The organism is Streptomyces echinoruber (genome assembly GCF_014651135.1).
Lineage (GTDB): Bacteria > Actinomycetota > Actinomycetes > Streptomycetales > Streptomycetaceae > Streptomyces > Streptomyces echinoruber.
The window spans coordinates 36,684-51,765 of sequence record NZ_BMWH01000006.1 but is presented as its reverse complement, the minus strand read 5'-3'; the positions used below and the strand labels follow the sequence as shown (position 1 = coordinate 51,765).

Annotated in this window: 10 protein-coding genes; 1 reads left to right on the top strand and 9 read right to left on the bottom strand. The window is 73.8% G+C overall.

Features of this window, described 5'->3' with window-relative positions:
* The first annotated feature begins 146 nt into the window (after window positions 1-146).
* Window positions 147-1,490 (top strand): amidase, encoded by a 1,344-nt coding sequence (locus IE225_RS10635; RefSeq protein ID WP_190057170.1) that lies wholly within the window; start codon window positions 147-149, stop codon window positions 1,488-1,490.
* A 12-nt stretch (window positions 1,491-1,502) separates the two neighbouring features.
* Here the strand turns inward: IE225_RS10635 and IE225_RS10630 are convergent, their stop codons facing one another.
* The 9 genes from IE225_RS10630 to IE225_RS10590 all read right to left on the bottom strand — a co-directional run bounded on the left by IE225_RS10630 (window position 1,503) and on the right by IE225_RS10590 (window position 14,921).
* Window positions 1,503-2,018: a GNAT family N-acetyltransferase gene (locus IE225_RS10630; protein WP_190057355.1), complete on the bottom strand. Its 516-nt coding sequence runs from the start codon at window positions 2,016-2,018 to the stop codon at window positions 1,503-1,505.
* A gap of 125 nt (window positions 2,019-2,143) precedes the next feature.
* Window positions 2,144-2,320, bottom strand: coding sequence for a hypothetical protein (locus tag IE225_RS10625; protein ID WP_190057169.1), 177 nt, complete (start codon window positions 2,318-2,320; stop codon window positions 2,144-2,146).
* A gap of 463 nt (window positions 2,321-2,783) precedes the next feature.
* On the bottom strand, window positions 2,784-4,394 hold the full coding sequence (locus IE225_RS10620; protein WP_229879416.1) for an SDR family NAD(P)-dependent oxidoreductase: 1,611 nt from the start codon (window positions 4,392-4,394) through the stop codon (window positions 2,784-2,786).
* Window positions 4,395-4,519: 125 nt separating this feature from the next.
* Window positions 4,520-5,881 (bottom strand): wax ester/triacylglycerol synthase family O-acyltransferase, encoded by a 1,362-nt coding sequence (locus IE225_RS10615; RefSeq protein WP_190057168.1) that lies wholly within the window; start codon window positions 5,879-5,881, stop codon window positions 4,520-4,522.
* Window positions 5,882-6,036: 155 nt separating this feature from the next.
* Complete coding sequence (locus IE225_RS10610) at window positions 6,037-8,361, bottom strand: GH92 family glycosyl hydrolase (protein WP_190057167.1); 2,325 nt, start codon at window positions 8,359-8,361, stop codon at window positions 6,037-6,039.
* 77 nt (window positions 8,362-8,438) lie between these two features.
* Window positions 8,439-11,051, bottom strand: coding sequence for a PA14 domain-containing protein (locus IE225_RS10605; RefSeq protein WP_190057166.1), 2,613 nt, complete (start codon window positions 11,049-11,051; stop codon window positions 8,439-8,441).
* A 439-nt stretch (window positions 11,052-11,490) separates the two neighbouring features.
* Window positions 11,491-12,711 carry a glucose-1-phosphate adenylyltransferase gene (glgC, locus tag IE225_RS10600; RefSeq protein WP_190057165.1) on the bottom strand — a complete coding sequence of 407 codons (1,221 nt, stop codon included), beginning with the start codon at window positions 12,709-12,711 and terminating at the stop codon, window positions 11,491-11,493.
* A gap of 50 nt (window positions 12,712-12,761) precedes the next feature.
* Window positions 12,762-13,913, bottom strand: coding sequence for a glycogen synthase (glgA, locus tag IE225_RS10595; protein ID WP_190057164.1), 1,152 nt, complete (start codon window positions 13,911-13,913; stop codon window positions 12,762-12,764).
* A gap of 39 nt (window positions 13,914-13,952) precedes the next feature.
* Complete coding sequence (locus IE225_RS10590; RefSeq protein WP_190057353.1) at window positions 13,953-14,921, bottom strand: (2Fe-2S)-binding protein; 969 nt, start codon at window positions 14,919-14,921, stop codon at window positions 13,953-13,955.
* Window positions 14,922-15,082 lie beyond the last annotated feature (161 nt).

Below are 15,082 nucleotides of genomic sequence, written 5' to 3'. Positions count from 1 at the left end.
GGCGGAGTGCGGTGCGCCGCACTCCGCCGGGACCTGCCGTCGGCCTCTCGACGCGGCGGCCTTCCCGGGGCAGAGTGCTCGCAGCGTACTCGCCAGTACGCGGGAAAGTCCCCGCCCGCCATCCCCGCCATCCCCGAGGAGCGCCCGTGACCAGCTGGGTCGGCCGCAGTGCCGCTGACATCGCCGCCGCCGTACGCGAGAAGCGGGCCACGCCCCGCGAGGTGGTGGCCGAGCACCTGGCGCGGATCGAGCGGCTCGACGGCCGCCTCGGCGCCTTCCGCACCGTGCGCGCCGAGGCGGCGCTCGCGGAGGCCGACGAGGTCGCGGACCGGCCGGACCTGGACCGGCTGCCGCTCGCGGGAGTACCGGTGGCCGTCAAGGACAACGTCGCCGTGCGCGGCGAGGCGCGGCGGGTGGGCTCCGCGGCGACACCCGAGGCGCCCGCCGCCGAGGACCACGTGACGGTGACCCGGCTGCGGGCGGCGGGCGCGGTGGTCGTGGGGCTGACCAACGTGCCGGAACTGTGCGTCTTCGGCACCACGGAGGGCGTCCACGGCACCGCCCGCAACCCCTGGGACCTCTCCCGCACGGCCGGCGGCTCCTCCGGCGGCAGCGCGACCGCGGTCGCGGCCGGGATGGTGCCGCTCGCGCTCGGCAACGACGGCATGGGCTCGCTGCGCATCCCGGCCGCCAACTGCGGCCTGGTGACGATCAAACCGGGGTACGGGGTGGTGCCCGCGGGCATCGGTGAGGGCGACTGGTTCGGCATGGCGGAGAACGGGCCGCTCGCCACCACCGTGGAGGACGCGCGCCTGATGCTGTCGGTCCTCGCGGACGCGCCGCTCCCGCCTGTGCGGGAGCCCGGGCCGCGCCGGATCGCCGTCTCGCTGCGCAGCCCGCTCGCGGGCGTGACCGTGAGCCGGCCGTACGCGGCCGCGGTCCGGGAGGCGGCCGGGCTGCTGGCCCGGGCGGGGCACCGGGTGCGGCGGGCCGAGCCGCCGTACCCGGCGTCGCTCGGCGTCACCGCGCTGACGCACTGGACCGCGGGCACCGCCGTGGACGCCCGCGGTCTGGACCCGCGGCGGCTGGCCCGGCGCACGCGCGTGCACGCGGCGGTGGGCCGGCGCTTCGTGGACCGGGTGGCCACGGGTGAGGCCCGGGAGCGGCTGCGGCGGCGCCTGGAGCCGTTCTTCGCCGCGTACGACGTGCTGCTCACACCGGCGCTGGCCCGCCGCTCCCCGTCGGCCGGGCCGTGGCACGAGCGGGGCTGGCTGCGCAACGTGCTGGTCAACACGGCCTACTCGCCGCTGACTCCCCCGTGGAACCTCACCGGCTGGCCCGCGATGGCGGTGCCCTTCGGCGCGCTGCCCTCGGGCGCCCCCTGCGCCGTGCAGCTGGTGGGGCGGCCGGGGACGGAGGCGGAGCTGCTGGCCCTCGCGGAGGAACTGGAGCGGCTCAGGCCCTGGCGGCGCACGGCGCCCCTCGACTGAGCCGGGGCCGGTTCAGCGCGGCTCGTCCTCCAGGGACCGGTACATGATGTGCAGGCCGACGGGTCCGTGCCGGGGGTGGTCGAAGGCCCTGGGCACGGTGCCGAGGACGGTGAAGCCGAGCGAAGTCCACAGTCCGACGGCGGGGTTGGTCTCGACGACCGCGTTGAACACCATGCCCCGGTAGCCGTCGGCGCGGGCCTCGGCCAGGACGTGCTCGGCGAGGGCGCGGCCGATGCCGCGGCCGGTGTGGTCGGGGTCGACCATGAAGCCGGCGTTGGCGATACGGGCGGCGGGCCCGCCGTAGTTGGGGGTGAGGTAGGCGGATCCGACGATCCGGCGGCCGGCGGGGCCGGAACCGGTGTCCTCCTCGGCGACGAAGACGCGCTTGACCGGGTGCATCCACAGGGCCCGGGCCTGTTCCTCGGGGGTGTCCGGGTCCCAGCTGTAGGTCTCGGCGGCGGCCACGATGCGGTGCCAGAAGGGCCAGATCCGCGGCCAGTCCTCGGGGGCGGCGTCTCTGATCTGCAAGGGCGGCTGCATGGGCGTGAGTCTGGCACGCCCATGCGGTGGGCGATCGCGACGGCCTGCCGTCCGGCGCGGGCCGGTCCGCGGGGCCGGTCTGCGCGGGCCGGTCCGCGCGGGTCACACGCCGGTCAGTCCACGCTGGGCAGGATGTGGGGCTCGGCGAGGTCGTCCTCGTAGCCCGCCAGGCGGATCGGGGCGGACCGGGCCCACACGTCGAGGCTCCCCAGGTCCCCGGGCCTGCGGCCGGTCGCGCGCTCGGCGGGTTCCTCGAGCTCCTGGTCGCGCTTGGTCTTTTCCGGTGTCACCGCGCACTCCTTATGTGTCGGTCACCCTCGGGGCAGTCCGGTCACGGTACGGCCCGGCGCCTGACGCCCGCTCGGGTCTGGCTGAAGGACGGTTCGGACGCGGTGGCGCCGTACGACTCGTGGGAGAGCAGGCCGTGGTGCCGGCTTGTCCCATGACGGACCGTGGGTGCGGGTGGAACCCCCAAGGGTGGTGTCCGCCTGTTCCAGGGTAACCAAATGAGCGGCCGTCCGCTCGATAGGGCTGAAAACAACCGGTAACTATTCCGTGTCGATCCGTGTCCCCTAGGGCTGGTCAGGGCTGCTTTGTCAGGGAATGTCCCGCAGGAAATCCACCCGTTCGGACCACTCGTGCGGGCCACCGGGGCGCACCTCCGCCGCGGCTCCCCGAACGCCCGCCCGGGCACCGGACGAGACCGGTGCCCGGGCGGTGCCGGCTGACGCGCTGCCAGTGCCCGGGCGGGACTCACCACTTGCCGGGCGCGTAGTCCTTGAGGAAGACGCCGTACAGATCCTCGCCCGCCTCGCCGCGCACGATGGGGTCGTAGACGCGGGCGGCGCCGTCGACGAGGTCGAGGGGCGCGTGGAAGCCGGCCGCGGCGAGGCGGACCTTGTCCGGGTGCGGGCGCTCGTCGGTGATCCAGCCGGTGTCGACGGACGTCATGAGGATGCCGTCCTTCTCGAACATCTCCCGGGCGCTGGTGCGGGTGAGCATGTTCAGGGCGGCCTTGGCCATGTTGGTGTGCGGGTGGCCGGCGCCCTTGTAGCCGCGGTTGAAGACGCCCTCCATGGCGGAGACGTTGACGATGTACTTCCGCCGGGCCGGGGAGGCGGCCAGTGCCGCGCGCAGGCGGCTGATCAGGATGAACGGCGCCGTGGAGTTGCACAGCTGCACCTCGAGCAGCTCCACCGGCGTGACCTCCTCGACGGTCTGCACCCAGCTGTTGGTGTCGTGCAGGTCGGGCACCAGGCCGCCGGCGTCGATGGCCGTGCCCGCCTGGATGCGCTCCAGGGAGGCCGAGCCGGAGACCAGCGCGAGGTCGGTGACGTCCTGCGCGGTCAGGGCGCCGGAGCCCGCGCCGGGCAGGGCGGCCACGGCGCCGGAGCCGAAGGCGCCGATCACCTCGCGGGCGGGCAGCTCACCGGCGGGCAGCGGGGCGGACTCGGCGGCGAGCAGCTCGCGGTAGGCCTGCGGGGAGCGGCGGACGGTCTGGGCGGCGTTGTTGATCAGGATGTCGAGGGGGCCCTCGGCGGCGACGGAGTCGGCGAGCGCGACGACCTGGGCGGGGTCGCGCAGGTCGATGCCGACGATCTTCAGGCGGTGGATCCACCGGTCGCTGTCGGGCTGGGCCTTGAAGCGGCGCACGGCGTCGTTCGGGAACCGCGTGGTGATGGTGGTGTGCGCGCCGTCGCGCAGCAGCTTCAGCGCGATGTACATGCCGATCTTGGCGCGGCCGCCGGTGAGCAGGGCGCGGCGGCCGGTCAGGTCGGTGCGGGCGTCGCGCCGGGCGCGGTTCTCGGCGGCGCACTTCGGGCAGAGCTGGTGGTAGAAGTAGTCGACCTCGACGTAGCGCTCCTTGCACACGTAGCAGGAGCGGGGCCGCTGGAGTATGCCGGCGATCTGCCCCTCGGCCACCCGCGAGGACGGCAGGATGCCCGCCGTCTCGTCGTCGACGCGCCGCGCCGAGCCCGTCGCGGTGGCCTCGGTGACCTTCCGGTCGTGCGCGGTCTTGGCGGCCCGGCGCTCCTGGCGGCGGCGCTGCTTGACCATGCGGTAGATGTGCGAGGTGGCCCGGCGCACCCTGACCGCGTCGGGGTGGTCGACCTCCAGCCGGTCCAGCTCCTCCAGCACGCTCAGACACACGGCGAGCCGCTCCGGGTCGATCCCGGGTCCGAACGCCTCCGCGGCCTTTTCGCCCGCCGCCTCCACGGCCTTTGCGTCCACCGTCTCCGCGGTTTTTGCCTCCGCCGCCTCCGCGGCTTTCGCGTCCGCCGTCTCCACGGTCGCGGACGCCGTCTCGACGGCCGTCTCGGCCACCTGGTCCGCGGTCACCGGCCCGTCGCCCGTCACCGTCATCGCGCTGCCGTTCCCTCTCCCTGCGCAGCGCTCCGACCGCGCCCGCCTTTGACCGGGGAATTCTACGGAGGCGCGCCCACGGGGCAAAACGGCGGCCGCCCACCGCTCGGGCGGCCGCCCGCCGCTCAGCGGTCGCAGACCGCCAGCAGCGTCTCCACCTCCGCCGACAGCGCCGCCGCCAGCCGGTCCAGGTCGGGCACCGCCTCGGCGTCGGCGACCAGCCCGTAGTGGACGTGGCCCCGGTAGGTGGAGACGGCGACCGCCAGGGACTGGCCGGGAGCGAGCGGCGCGAACGGGTAGACCGCGGTCACGGGATGGCCGCCGAGCCGCAGGCCGATGCCGGGCAGCGGGACGCTGGTGACGAGGATGTCGAACCAGAGGCGGGCGGCCTGGCCGACCAGGGGGCCGCCGAGGCGGTGGCCGAGGGCGGGGACGTGGTCGGCGAGGAGGGCGACGGCGCCCGCGCCGCGGTGCGGGCCGGCGTCCTTGTTGCGGTCCATGGCGGTGCGCACGGCGTTCAGGCGGCCGAGGGGGTCGGCCTCGCCGACGGGCAGCCGCATCAGGTAGCCGGAGAGCCGGTTGCCCTGCGGGTGGGCGGTGCGCGGGCGGCGCCGGGAGACGGGGATCAGCGCGCGGGGCGCCACGCCGTCGCTGCCGTCGCCGCGCGCGTCGAGCCAGCGGCGCAGCGCGCCGGCGACGACGGCGATGAGCACGTCGTTGACGGTGCCGCCGACGCTCTTGCGCACGCGGTGCACGTCGTCGAGGTCGAGGACGACGCCGGCGGTGCGGCGGGTGCCGGTGGCCGGGGCGGTGAGGGCCGGGGTGGGGCGGGCGGTGAGGGTGGACACGGCGAGGGAGGCGCCGATGTCGAGGGCCCGGCCCACGTCGGACACGGTGTCGCGCAGCAGGCCGGGCAGCCGGCGCAGGCCGGGCAGCAGACCGCGCGGCGGGTTTGCGGGGAGCGGCCGGGGGGCGGGCGTGTCCATGGGGTCCAGGACGGCGGCGGCGAGCGTGAGGGCCCGCAGGCCGTCGGCGAGGGCGTGGTGGAACTTGAACAGCACGGCGAACGACATCCCGTCCGCGCCGGGCAGCACGTGCGCCTCCCACGGCGGCCGGTTCCGCGCCAGCGGACGCTGCATCAGGCGCCCGGCGTCCGCGTGGAAGTCGCCGGTGGGGGCGTGCAGCCGGACGTGGTGCAGGGGGTCGAAGTCCGGGTCGGGTTCGCGGGCCGCGCCGCCGAAGACCATCGGCCGGCGCAGCAGGGAGGTCAGCGACGGCTCGGATCCCTTGGGCTGCCACACGTCCCGGATCCGCATGCGCAGGCCGGACACGCCGGCCGCGCGGGCGGCGAGCAGGTCGGCGGCGTGGGCACCGGCGGTGGGCGAGTGGGCCGCGAACACGCCGAGCGCGCCGAGGTGCATGGGGTGCTCGGGGGACTCGATGTGCCAGAACGCCAGATCGAGTGGTGCCAGCAGGTCAGCGGTCACGGGCTTGCCTCGCGTCGACGTCGGGGTGGGCCTGCAGTCAATCCCCGACGGGCGATCACGGTCAAGCACAACAGGGCTACTCTCGGTCAACGGCCGGTCAAGTCCCGCCCCTCGGCGAGGGGCGGGACCCGTGACCGCCCGGGGTCACCCGTATGTCACGTCAGCGCAGGTGGCGCCGCGTCCGGTGCCGTGCCCCAGGCCGACGGCCGTGGGCCGACCGTGAAGCGCAGCGTGTGCAGTGAGCGCAGCGCGTCCGTCGTCAGATACGTCCGGTCGTACGTCACCCCGTCGGCGCGCACGCCCTGCACGTACCGGTCGGTGGCGGAGGTTCCGGGTGCCGTGACGGTCAGCCGGCCGCCCGGGAAGTAGCGGCGGTCCAGCCTCAGGTCGACCCGGTCGAAGACGGGCGTGGACAGCCCCCAGGTGGCGTAGCCGGGCTGCACCGGGAAGATCCCGATCGACGACAGCACCATCCACGCGGACATGGTGCCGAGGTCGTCGTTGCCGGTCATGCCGGTCGGCGCGTCGGTGAACAGGGTCAGCGCCGCGTGCACCACGTCCGTGGTCTTCCACGGCTGCCCGGTGGACAGGTAGGTGTACGGCGCGATGAGGTCGGGTTCGTTCTGCGGGTTGTACTTGTCGGCGTTGTAGTAGTCGTACGGCCCGTTGACCCACACCTCGCGCGCGGTCTTCGCCGGGTCCTTCAGGAGCCGGTCGTAGGCGAAGAAGGCGTCCAGCCGGTCGTTGGTCGCCTGTTTGCCGCCGATGAGGTCGACCAGGCCGGGCAGGTCCTGCGGCACCAGCCACTGGTACTGCCAGGAGGTGCCCTCGTGGAAGCCGACGCTCTGCGCCGGGTCCGCCGGGCCGGTGAAGGCGCCGGAGGCGTCCCGGGCGCGGAAGAAGCCGGTGGAGGGGTCGAAGAGGGTGCGGTAGCTGCGGGCGCGTTCGGTGTAGCGGCGCGCGTCGTCCGGGTGGCCGAGGTCGCGGGCCATGCGCGCGAGCATCGCGTCCGACAGGGCGTACTCCAGGGTGGCGGAGGCGCCGTGGTCGTAGTCGGAGTCGCCGGGCTTGGTGTGCGGGCGGTTCTTGATGTACGGCACGAAGCCGCGCGCGAGGTAGTCCGGGGTGCCCTCCCGGCCCACGTAGGGCGAGTCGGCGGGCGGCACGCCGTCGGCGTTCTTCTTCAGCGCCCGGTACGCCCGCTCCTCCCAGCCCTTCAGCAGGCCCTGCTGGTAGGCGTTGGTGAGGAAGGGAGTGACCGGGTCGCCGGTCATGATGTTGGTCTCGACGGTGCCGTAGCCCCACTTGGGCAGCCAGCCGCCCTCCTCGTCGATCTTGATGACGGAGACGGCCATGTCCCGGGCCTCGCGCGGGGCGAGGAGGGACAGCAGCTGGGACTGGGTGCGGTAGGTGTCCCACAGGGACCAGTTCTGGTAGTACGTGAAGCCCCGCGCGCGGTGGGTCTTCTGGTCCCAGCCGGTGTAGCGGCCGTCGGCGTCGCTGCCGACGTTCGGCGCGAGGAACGACCGGTACAGCGAGGAGTAGAAGGTGCGGCGCAGGCCGTCGTCGCCGCCCCGCACGCGGACGGTCTCCAGGCGCCGCTCCCAGGCCTGCCGGGCGGCGCGGCGCACCCGGTCGAACGGCCGGCCGCCCTCGGCGCGCAGGTTGACCTCCGCGCCGTGGGCGTCGACGTAGGACAGGGCGGTGGTGGCCTCGACGGTGCGGTCCTTCGTGGTGTCGAAGCGGACGTAGGCGCCGTCGGTGCCGGTTCTCGCGCCGTCGGTGACGGTGCCGCCCTGCCAGGTGCCGTGGGCGGTGAAGGGCCGGTCGAAGCGGGTGAGGGTGTAGACGGTGTAGGGGCGGGTGTCACCGCAGAAGCCGCGGCCGGTGATGGCGGTGCGCACGGTGCGGTCGTCCACGATCTCGACGCGGGTGGCGACCTTGCGGTGCAGCGACTGGGCCGCGTTCAGCAGCACGTTCGCCTTGTCGGTGGCGGGGAAGGTGTAGCGCTGCACGCCGGTGCGGGCGGTCGCGGTGAGCTCGGCCTCGATGCCGCTCTTCAGGCCGACCCGGTAGTAGCCGGGGCTCGCCTCCTCGTCGTCGTGGCCGAACCCGGCCGCGTACTTCGCGTAGTCCGTCTGCGTGACATCCCCGGTGGTGGGCAGCACGGGCAGGTCGCCGCCGATGCCGCAGCCGACGCCGGAGAGGTGGACCAGGGAGAAGCCGCGGATGTGGTCGTGGGCGTAGTCGTAGCCGGTGTTGTGGCCGGTGTCCGGGGAAAGCTGGACCATGCCGAAGGGCACGGCCGCGCCGGGGTAGGTGTTGCCCTCGTTCTGGGTGCCGATGAACGGGTTGACCAGGTCGGTGAGGTGGCCGTCGGGCGGCTCGGCGGCCCGTGCGGCGGTGGCGGGGGCGGCCAGCACCGCGGACGCCACCAGCGCGGACGCCGTGCACAGGCGCAGACGCCGGATCCATCTCATACGGGAAGACCTCCGGAAGGAGTCGACATCGTTGTCGTGGGTGCCTGCAGGGTCGCAGCCATGATCAGGGCCGCGGGTCAGTCCGCCGCGCATCCGGCGGGCGTGGCCTGCGACGCGTCGCGGATCAGCGCCTGCTGAGCGGCCCTCACCCGGTCCGCGTCCGGCTTGAGGACGCGCCGGTCGTAGGTGAGCAGGCCGTTGAGTTCGCCCTCGACATCGCTGATCTGGGTGTAGACCGCGCCGTTGCCGCCACGGCAGGCCAGCTGCCGCACCTCGCCCAGCTTGGTGAGGTAGTCGTCGGTGTAGGCCGCCGGGTCGACGTCGACATACGACTGCTGCACCGGCCAGGCGTGGCCGGGCACCGCGAGGCCGAGGCCGCCGTACTCGCCGCTGACCAGGGCGCGTTGGCCGTCGGGGTGGGGCGGCAGGGCGGGGCTGGGGTAGCCGTGCTCGTCCATGATGTCGCCGGCGCCGCCGTCGCGGCCGAGGTTGAGCCCGGACATGCCGTTGACCAGCCGGATCGGGTCCCACTCCTTGGCCTGCCGGGCGATGCGGCCCTCGTCGTACTGGCCCCAGCCCTCGTTGAAGGTGATCCACATGACGATCGACGGGCTGCTCGCGTGCTCGTCGATCATCTCCTTCAGCTCGTGCTCGAACTCGGTGCGGGCCGCGGGCGAGGGGTCGACGCCGGCCGTCATGGCGGGCATGTCCTGCCACACCATCAGACCCAGCCGGTCGGCCCAGTAGTACCAGCGGTCCGGCTCGACCTTGATGTGCTTGCGGACGGCGTTGAAGCCGAGCTGCTTGTGCACCTTCAGGTCGTGGGCGAGGGCCTCGTCGGTGGGCGCGGTGTGCAGGCCGTCGGGCCAGAAGCCCTGATCGAGGGTGGCCATCATGAAGACGGGCTTGCCGTTGAGGAGGGTGCGCGGGGTGCCGCTCACCTTCTCCACGGCGACGGAGCGCAGGCCGAAGTAGCTGCCGACGCGGTCGGCGCCGACGCCGACCTTCAGGCCGTACAGGAACGGGTCGTCCGGCGACCACAGGTGCGGGTCCTTCAGGGTGAGGGTCAGCGGACCGCCGGTACGGCCGCGGGCGGTGGCCACCGCGCGGTGCCCGGCGTAGGCCGTGGCCTTCACCGGCAGGCCGGCGCGGACGCCGCGGGCCTCGACGGTGAGCGTGCCGCGGGCCGCGTCGGGGGTGAGCTTGAGGGAGTCGACGTGGTCGGGGGCGACCGGCTCCATCCACACCGTCTGCCAGATGCCGGAGGTGGGGGTGTACCAGATGCCGCTGGGGTCCAGGCGCTGCTTGCCCAGCGGCGGGTTCTCGCCGCCGGCGGCGTCGGTCGGGTCGTACACGCCGACGATCAGCTCCTGGGTGCGGCCGGGCTTGAGGGCATCGGTGACGTCGGCGCTGAACTTGTCGTAGCCGCCCTGGTGTCGGGCCACCTTCACGCCGTTGACGTACACCTCGGCCCGCCAGTCCACGGCGCCGAAGTTCAGCCGCAGCCGGCGGCCGGAGCCGATGTGCCAGTCGGCGGGGACGGTGAAGGTGCGCCGGTACCACATGCGGTCCTCGTGCCGTTCGAGGCCGGAGAGCTGGGACTCCACCGGGTAGGGCACGACGATGCGCTCGGACAGGGTGCGGCCGGTCGGGGGCCGCTCCCCCGCCGCCGCGGCGGCGAACTGCCAGCGGCCGTTGAGCGAGCGCCACTGACTGCGCGTCAACTGCGGCCGGGGGTACTCGGGCAGGGGGTGGTCCGGGTCCACCCGGTCGGCCCACCGGGTGCGCAGCTCGTGGGTGGAGTGGTTGGGACCGCTGCTCCAGAAGGCGTTGACAACGTTGCCGTCGCCAGCGGCGAGGCCGCCCTGCCCGTCATAGCGGACGTCCGCGGTGCCGGGGGCGGTGCCGGTCTTGTTGCCGACCACGGGCTCCTTCAGGGAGACCAGCAGGGAACGCGGGTCGGCGGGGTCCAGCTCGGCCGTGCCCAGCGGCCACTCGGCGCCGCCGATCACCGCCCGGAGGTGGTCGGTGAGGCCGGCCGGCGGGGCGGCGAGGCGGTGGGCGAAGTCGAGCCGCAGGGTGCGGCCGTCCCGGCCGACCTCGGTGGCGATCGCACCGTCGTAGTCGAAGCCGTCGGGGAGGCGGAACGCCGACTGCGGGACGGTCTGCTTGGTGCCGCCGGGCGGGGTCCAGCGCAGGTGGAAGTTGGAGCCGCCGTAGTGCTCGAAGTACTCGACCTTGATGTCGTAGGCCGTGCCGGCCGTCAACTCCACGGGCGGGGAGGTCTGTTCGACGTCCCAGTCGTCGACCCAGTGGTCGATGACCAGGCGGCCGCCGATCCACAGGCGGAAGCCGTTGTCGGCGCTGACGGCGAAGGTGTGCGGGCCGGTCCGCTCCGGCACGAGCCTGCCGGTCCAGCGGACGCTGACGTCGTCGGACCGCCCGGTGGCGAAGGCCAGGCGGGGTTCGAGATTGTCGAAGTCGAGCTGCGGGTCGAGGCCGGTGGCCTTCAGCTCGTGGAAGTCGAAGGCGCCGGGGGCGGACTGGGTGTAGTAGTCGCCCTTGAGGCCGTGGACCTCGGCCGGGTCGGCGTCGGCGGCGCTCGCGGAGGGTGCGGCGGTGAGTCCGGCGAGGCAGAGGGCCACGCCGAGCAGGAAGGCGAGCCGGTGTTTGAGGCGGGTGTGGCGCAAGGGTCCTCCTGAGGGCAGGAAGGGTCTGTCTTGCTGTGCCTGTGTGCTCGAGTGCGCCCGTAACAACGTTGTCATGGGCAGCAGTTGGCATCACACCATGGGAATCGCGCTCAGTCCAGGTACATGACAAACACGGAGGGGCGCAGAGGGCGCGAGGGGCCCGGCCGACGAGTTGTGCCGGGCCGGGGACGCCTTCCGCACCCCGCTTGGCCATGTGCCCGCGCACAACGCGCCGGGCACGGAGCATCCTCGGTCCGGCCCGGCCGGCGAGCCGCGCCGGACCGAGGAGGTCCTGATGCGGAGCCCCGGTCGGCGCCGTCGATGCGGGCGCCGGGCCGACGGCGTTGAGCTGACGAGGGCGGGCCGACGGCGCCGGGCGGACGAGGGCGGGCCGACGGCGCCGGGCGGACGAGGGCGGGCCGACGGCGCCGGGCGCGCCCTACACCACCCGCTGTCCCTTGCCCAGCGCGATCACCCCGCCCTTGGAGACGGTGTACAGCTCGGCGTCGCGTTCGGCGTTGACCCCGATCGTGGCGCCGGGCGGCACCTCGATGTTCTTGTCCAGGATCGCGCCGCGCACGATCGCGCCCCGCCCGATGTGCACGTTGTCGTGCAGCACCGAGCCCTGCACCACCGCGCCGGGGTCGACGACGACGCCCGGGGAGAGCACCGAGCGGGTGACCTGGCCGCGGATGAGGCAGCCGGAGCTGATGATCGACTCGCTGGCGATGCCGCCGGCGTTGAAGCGGGCCGGCGAGAGCTGGCTGGAGTGGGTGTAGATGGGCCAGCTGCGGTTGTAGAGGTTGAAGGCGGGGCGCTCGGCGATCAGGTCCATGTGCGCCTCGTAGTACGCGTCGATCGTTCCCACGTCACGCCAGTAGCCCTGGTCGCGACTGGTCTCGCCGGGCACGTGGTTTTCGCTGAAGTCGTACAGCTGCGCCTCGCCGCGGTCGGTGAGCTGCGGCAGGATCGATCCGCCCATGTCGTGCGCGGAGTCGTCGTCCTCCGCGTCCCGGTGCAGCGCCTCCACCAGCACCTTGGTGGTGAACAGGTAGTTGCCCATGGAGGCGAAGACGCAGTTCGGGTCGTCGGGCAGGCCGGGCGGGTCGGCGGGCTTCTCCAGGAACCCCTGGACGGTGCGGCCGTCGGAGCCGGGGCTGATGACGCCGAACTGGGACGACTCCTCGCGCGGCACCCGGATGCCGGCGACCGTGACGCCCGCGCCGGACTCGATGTGCTGCTGGAGCATCTGCCGCGGGTCCATGCGGTAGACGTGGTCGGCGCCGAAGACGGCCACGTAGTCGGGCTGCTCGTCGTAAATCAGGTTGAGGGACTGCAGGATCGCGTCGGCGCTGCCCAGGTACCAGCGCGGGCCGAGCCGCTGCTGCGCCGGGACCGGCGTGACGTAGTTGCCGAGCAGGCTGGACATGCGCCACGTGGTGGTGATGTGCCGGTCCAGCGAGTGCGACTTGTACTGGGTCAGCACGCAGATGCGCAGGATGTCGCCGTTGACGAGGTTGGACAGGACGAAGTCGACGAGGCGGTAGGTGCCGCCGAAGGTGACCGCGGGCTTCGCGCGGTCCGCGGTCAGGGGCATCAGGCGTTTGCCCTCTCCACCTGCGAGCACGATGCCGAGCACCGAAGGTCCACCACGACGCATGGCCGCTCCCCTCACGCCAGATGCCCCATGAATGCCCCGAGCCGGGCCGGTCAATCCTGTGTGACGATCTTCTCGTAGAGCCGGACCGTGCGCCGGGCCACCGCGTCCCAGCCGAACTCGCCCACCGCCCGCTCCCGGCCCGCCTCGCCCATCCGCCGGGCGGCCGCCGGATCGCCGAGCACCGTGTCGATCGCCCGCGCCAGGTTCGCCTCGAAGTCGTCGTCCAGCGGCACCAGCAGCCCCGTCTCGCCGTCCGCCACGACCTCCGGGATGCCGCCCACCCGGGAGGCCACGACCGGCGTGCCGCAGGCCATCGCCTCCAGGTTGACGATGCCGAGCGGCTCGTACACCGACGGGCAGACGAACAGGGCCGCGTGGGTGAGCAGCTGCACCACCTCCGAGCGCGGCAGCATCCGCGGGATCCAGTGCACGCCGTCGCGGACCCGGCTCAGCTCCGCGTGCAGCTCGCGGAACTCCCGGTCGATCTCCGGCGTGTCGGGGGCGCCGGCGCACAGCACCACCTGTGCCGCCGGATCGACGTCCCGCACCGCGCGCAGCAGGTGCGGCACGCCCTTCTGCCGGGTGATCCGGCCGACGAACAGTACGTACGGGCGGCCGGTGTCGATGCCCAGGCGGTCGAGGACGTCGGTGCCGTGGTCGGGCCGGTACAGGTCGGTGTCGATGCCGTTGTGCACGACGTGCACCTTCTCCGCGTCCAGCGCCGGGTAGCAGGAGAGGATGTCGTCGCGCATCGCGCCGGAGACGGCGATCACCGCGTCCGCGGCCTCGACGGCCGTGCGCTCGGCCCAGCTGGACAGCGCGTACCCGCCGCCGAGCTGCTCGGCCTTCCAGGGGCGCAGCGGCTCCAGGGAGTGCGCGGTCATCACGTGCGGCACGCCGTACAGCAGCTTGGCCAGGTGGCCGGCGAGGTTGGCGTACCAGGTGTGCGAGTGGACCAGCTCGCGGTCCTGCAGATCGGCGGCGATGGACAGGTCGACGGAGAAGGTGCGCAGCGCGTCGTTGGCGCCGTCCAGGACGGACCAGGGGCGGTGGCGTACGACGCCCTCGTCGCGGCCCTCGCCCCAGCAGTGCACCTCCAGGTCGACCAGCGGCCTCAGCTCGCGGGCCAGGAACTCGACGTGGACGCCGGCGCCGCCGTAGACGTCCGGCGGGTACTCCCGGCTCAGCAGTCCCACTCGCACCGTGCAACCCCCTGCTCTCAGTGGCCGGTCCCTTCATGGTCACCCGGACGGGGCGCGTGGGGAAGAGCGCGGCGGCCGTGGAAAGCAGCAGTCGCCGCAGACCCCGCCGCCCGGGACGCGGTAGTACAGGCAGCAGCTGCGGCGCCGGAGGGTTGTGCCGGGGGCCAGGAGGGCGGTGTCCGGGAGGCCGAGGGCCGAGGTTTCGGTGTCGTTCGGGGTTCCGGTGTCCGGGAGGTCGGGATCCGGGGTTTCGGTGCCGTTCGGGGTTTCCGTGTCGTCCGGGGTTCCGGTGTCCGGGACGCCGGTGAGGGTGCCGCGCAGCCGGGGGTGGCGCAGCAACTGCGCGATGAGGGCGCGGGTCCGCTCCCCGGCCTGCGCGCGGCCCGTCTCGCCGGCCCAGTGGTGCAGCCGGCGGGCCGCGCCCACGAGCGCCGAGGCCGCGTTGCCCCACAGCAGGCCGGGGGCGAGCCGGTGGCGGGCGCGCAGGGCGGTGGCGAGCGGGTCGAGGTGGGCGTCCAGCACGGTGGCGGCGAGCGTCGCGGGGTCCGCGGGCAGCGGGCGCACCTCGGTGAGCCACAGGTCGTCGGGGGCACCGGCGGCCGGATCCCAGCGCAGCAGGGCGGGATCGAGGTCGGGGAGGCTGCCGTACAGGGCGGCGCAGCCCAGCGCGACCGACCACAGCCGGGCGGCGAGCCCCTGATGGGCCACGGAGGCGGCGACCCGGAGCTCGGGCGTGCGCAGGGCGTCCGCGACCCGCCGGACACGGGCGGCCAGCGGATCGCGGTGGACATCCGGCGACAGGTCGCCGGACGTACGAGGACGCGACGGGTCATCGGCCGGGCGGTGGCGCGACGGATCGCCGGCCGGGCGGTGGCGCGACGGATCGCCGGCCGGGTCCGCGTAGGCCCGGGCCAGCGTCGGCAGGGGGCGGGGCGGGACTGCCGCCGTGCGCAGGAGAAAGAAGCCGCCGAGCGGGCGCAGCGCGGTGAGGCCGGGGTCCAGGTTCAGGTCCAGGTCCACGACGAGCAGTAGTAGCAGAAGCGGGACGGGGAACCCGCAGGGGAAGCCCGCAGGGGATGTCCACCCGGCGTCGCCCACCCTGGGGATGACGACACCGTTGGCGTACTCCATCCGGAGTAGCACGGAGTGCGTGCTCAGGGACGACGACG

Excerpts from the sequence above, each read along its gene's own strand:
- IE225_RS10620 (WP_229879416.1), bottom strand. The coding sequence starts at position 4,394 with ATGACGGTGACGGGCGACGGGCCGGTGACCGCGGACCAGGTGGCCGAG.
- IE225_RS10610 (WP_190057167.1), bottom strand. The coding sequence starts at position 8,361 with ATGAGATGGATCCGGCGTCTGCGCCTGTGCACGGCGTCCGCGCTGGTG.
- glgC (WP_190057165.1), bottom strand. The coding sequence starts at position 12,711 with ATGCGTCGTGGTGGACCTTCGGTGCTCGGCATCGTGCTCGCAGGTGGA.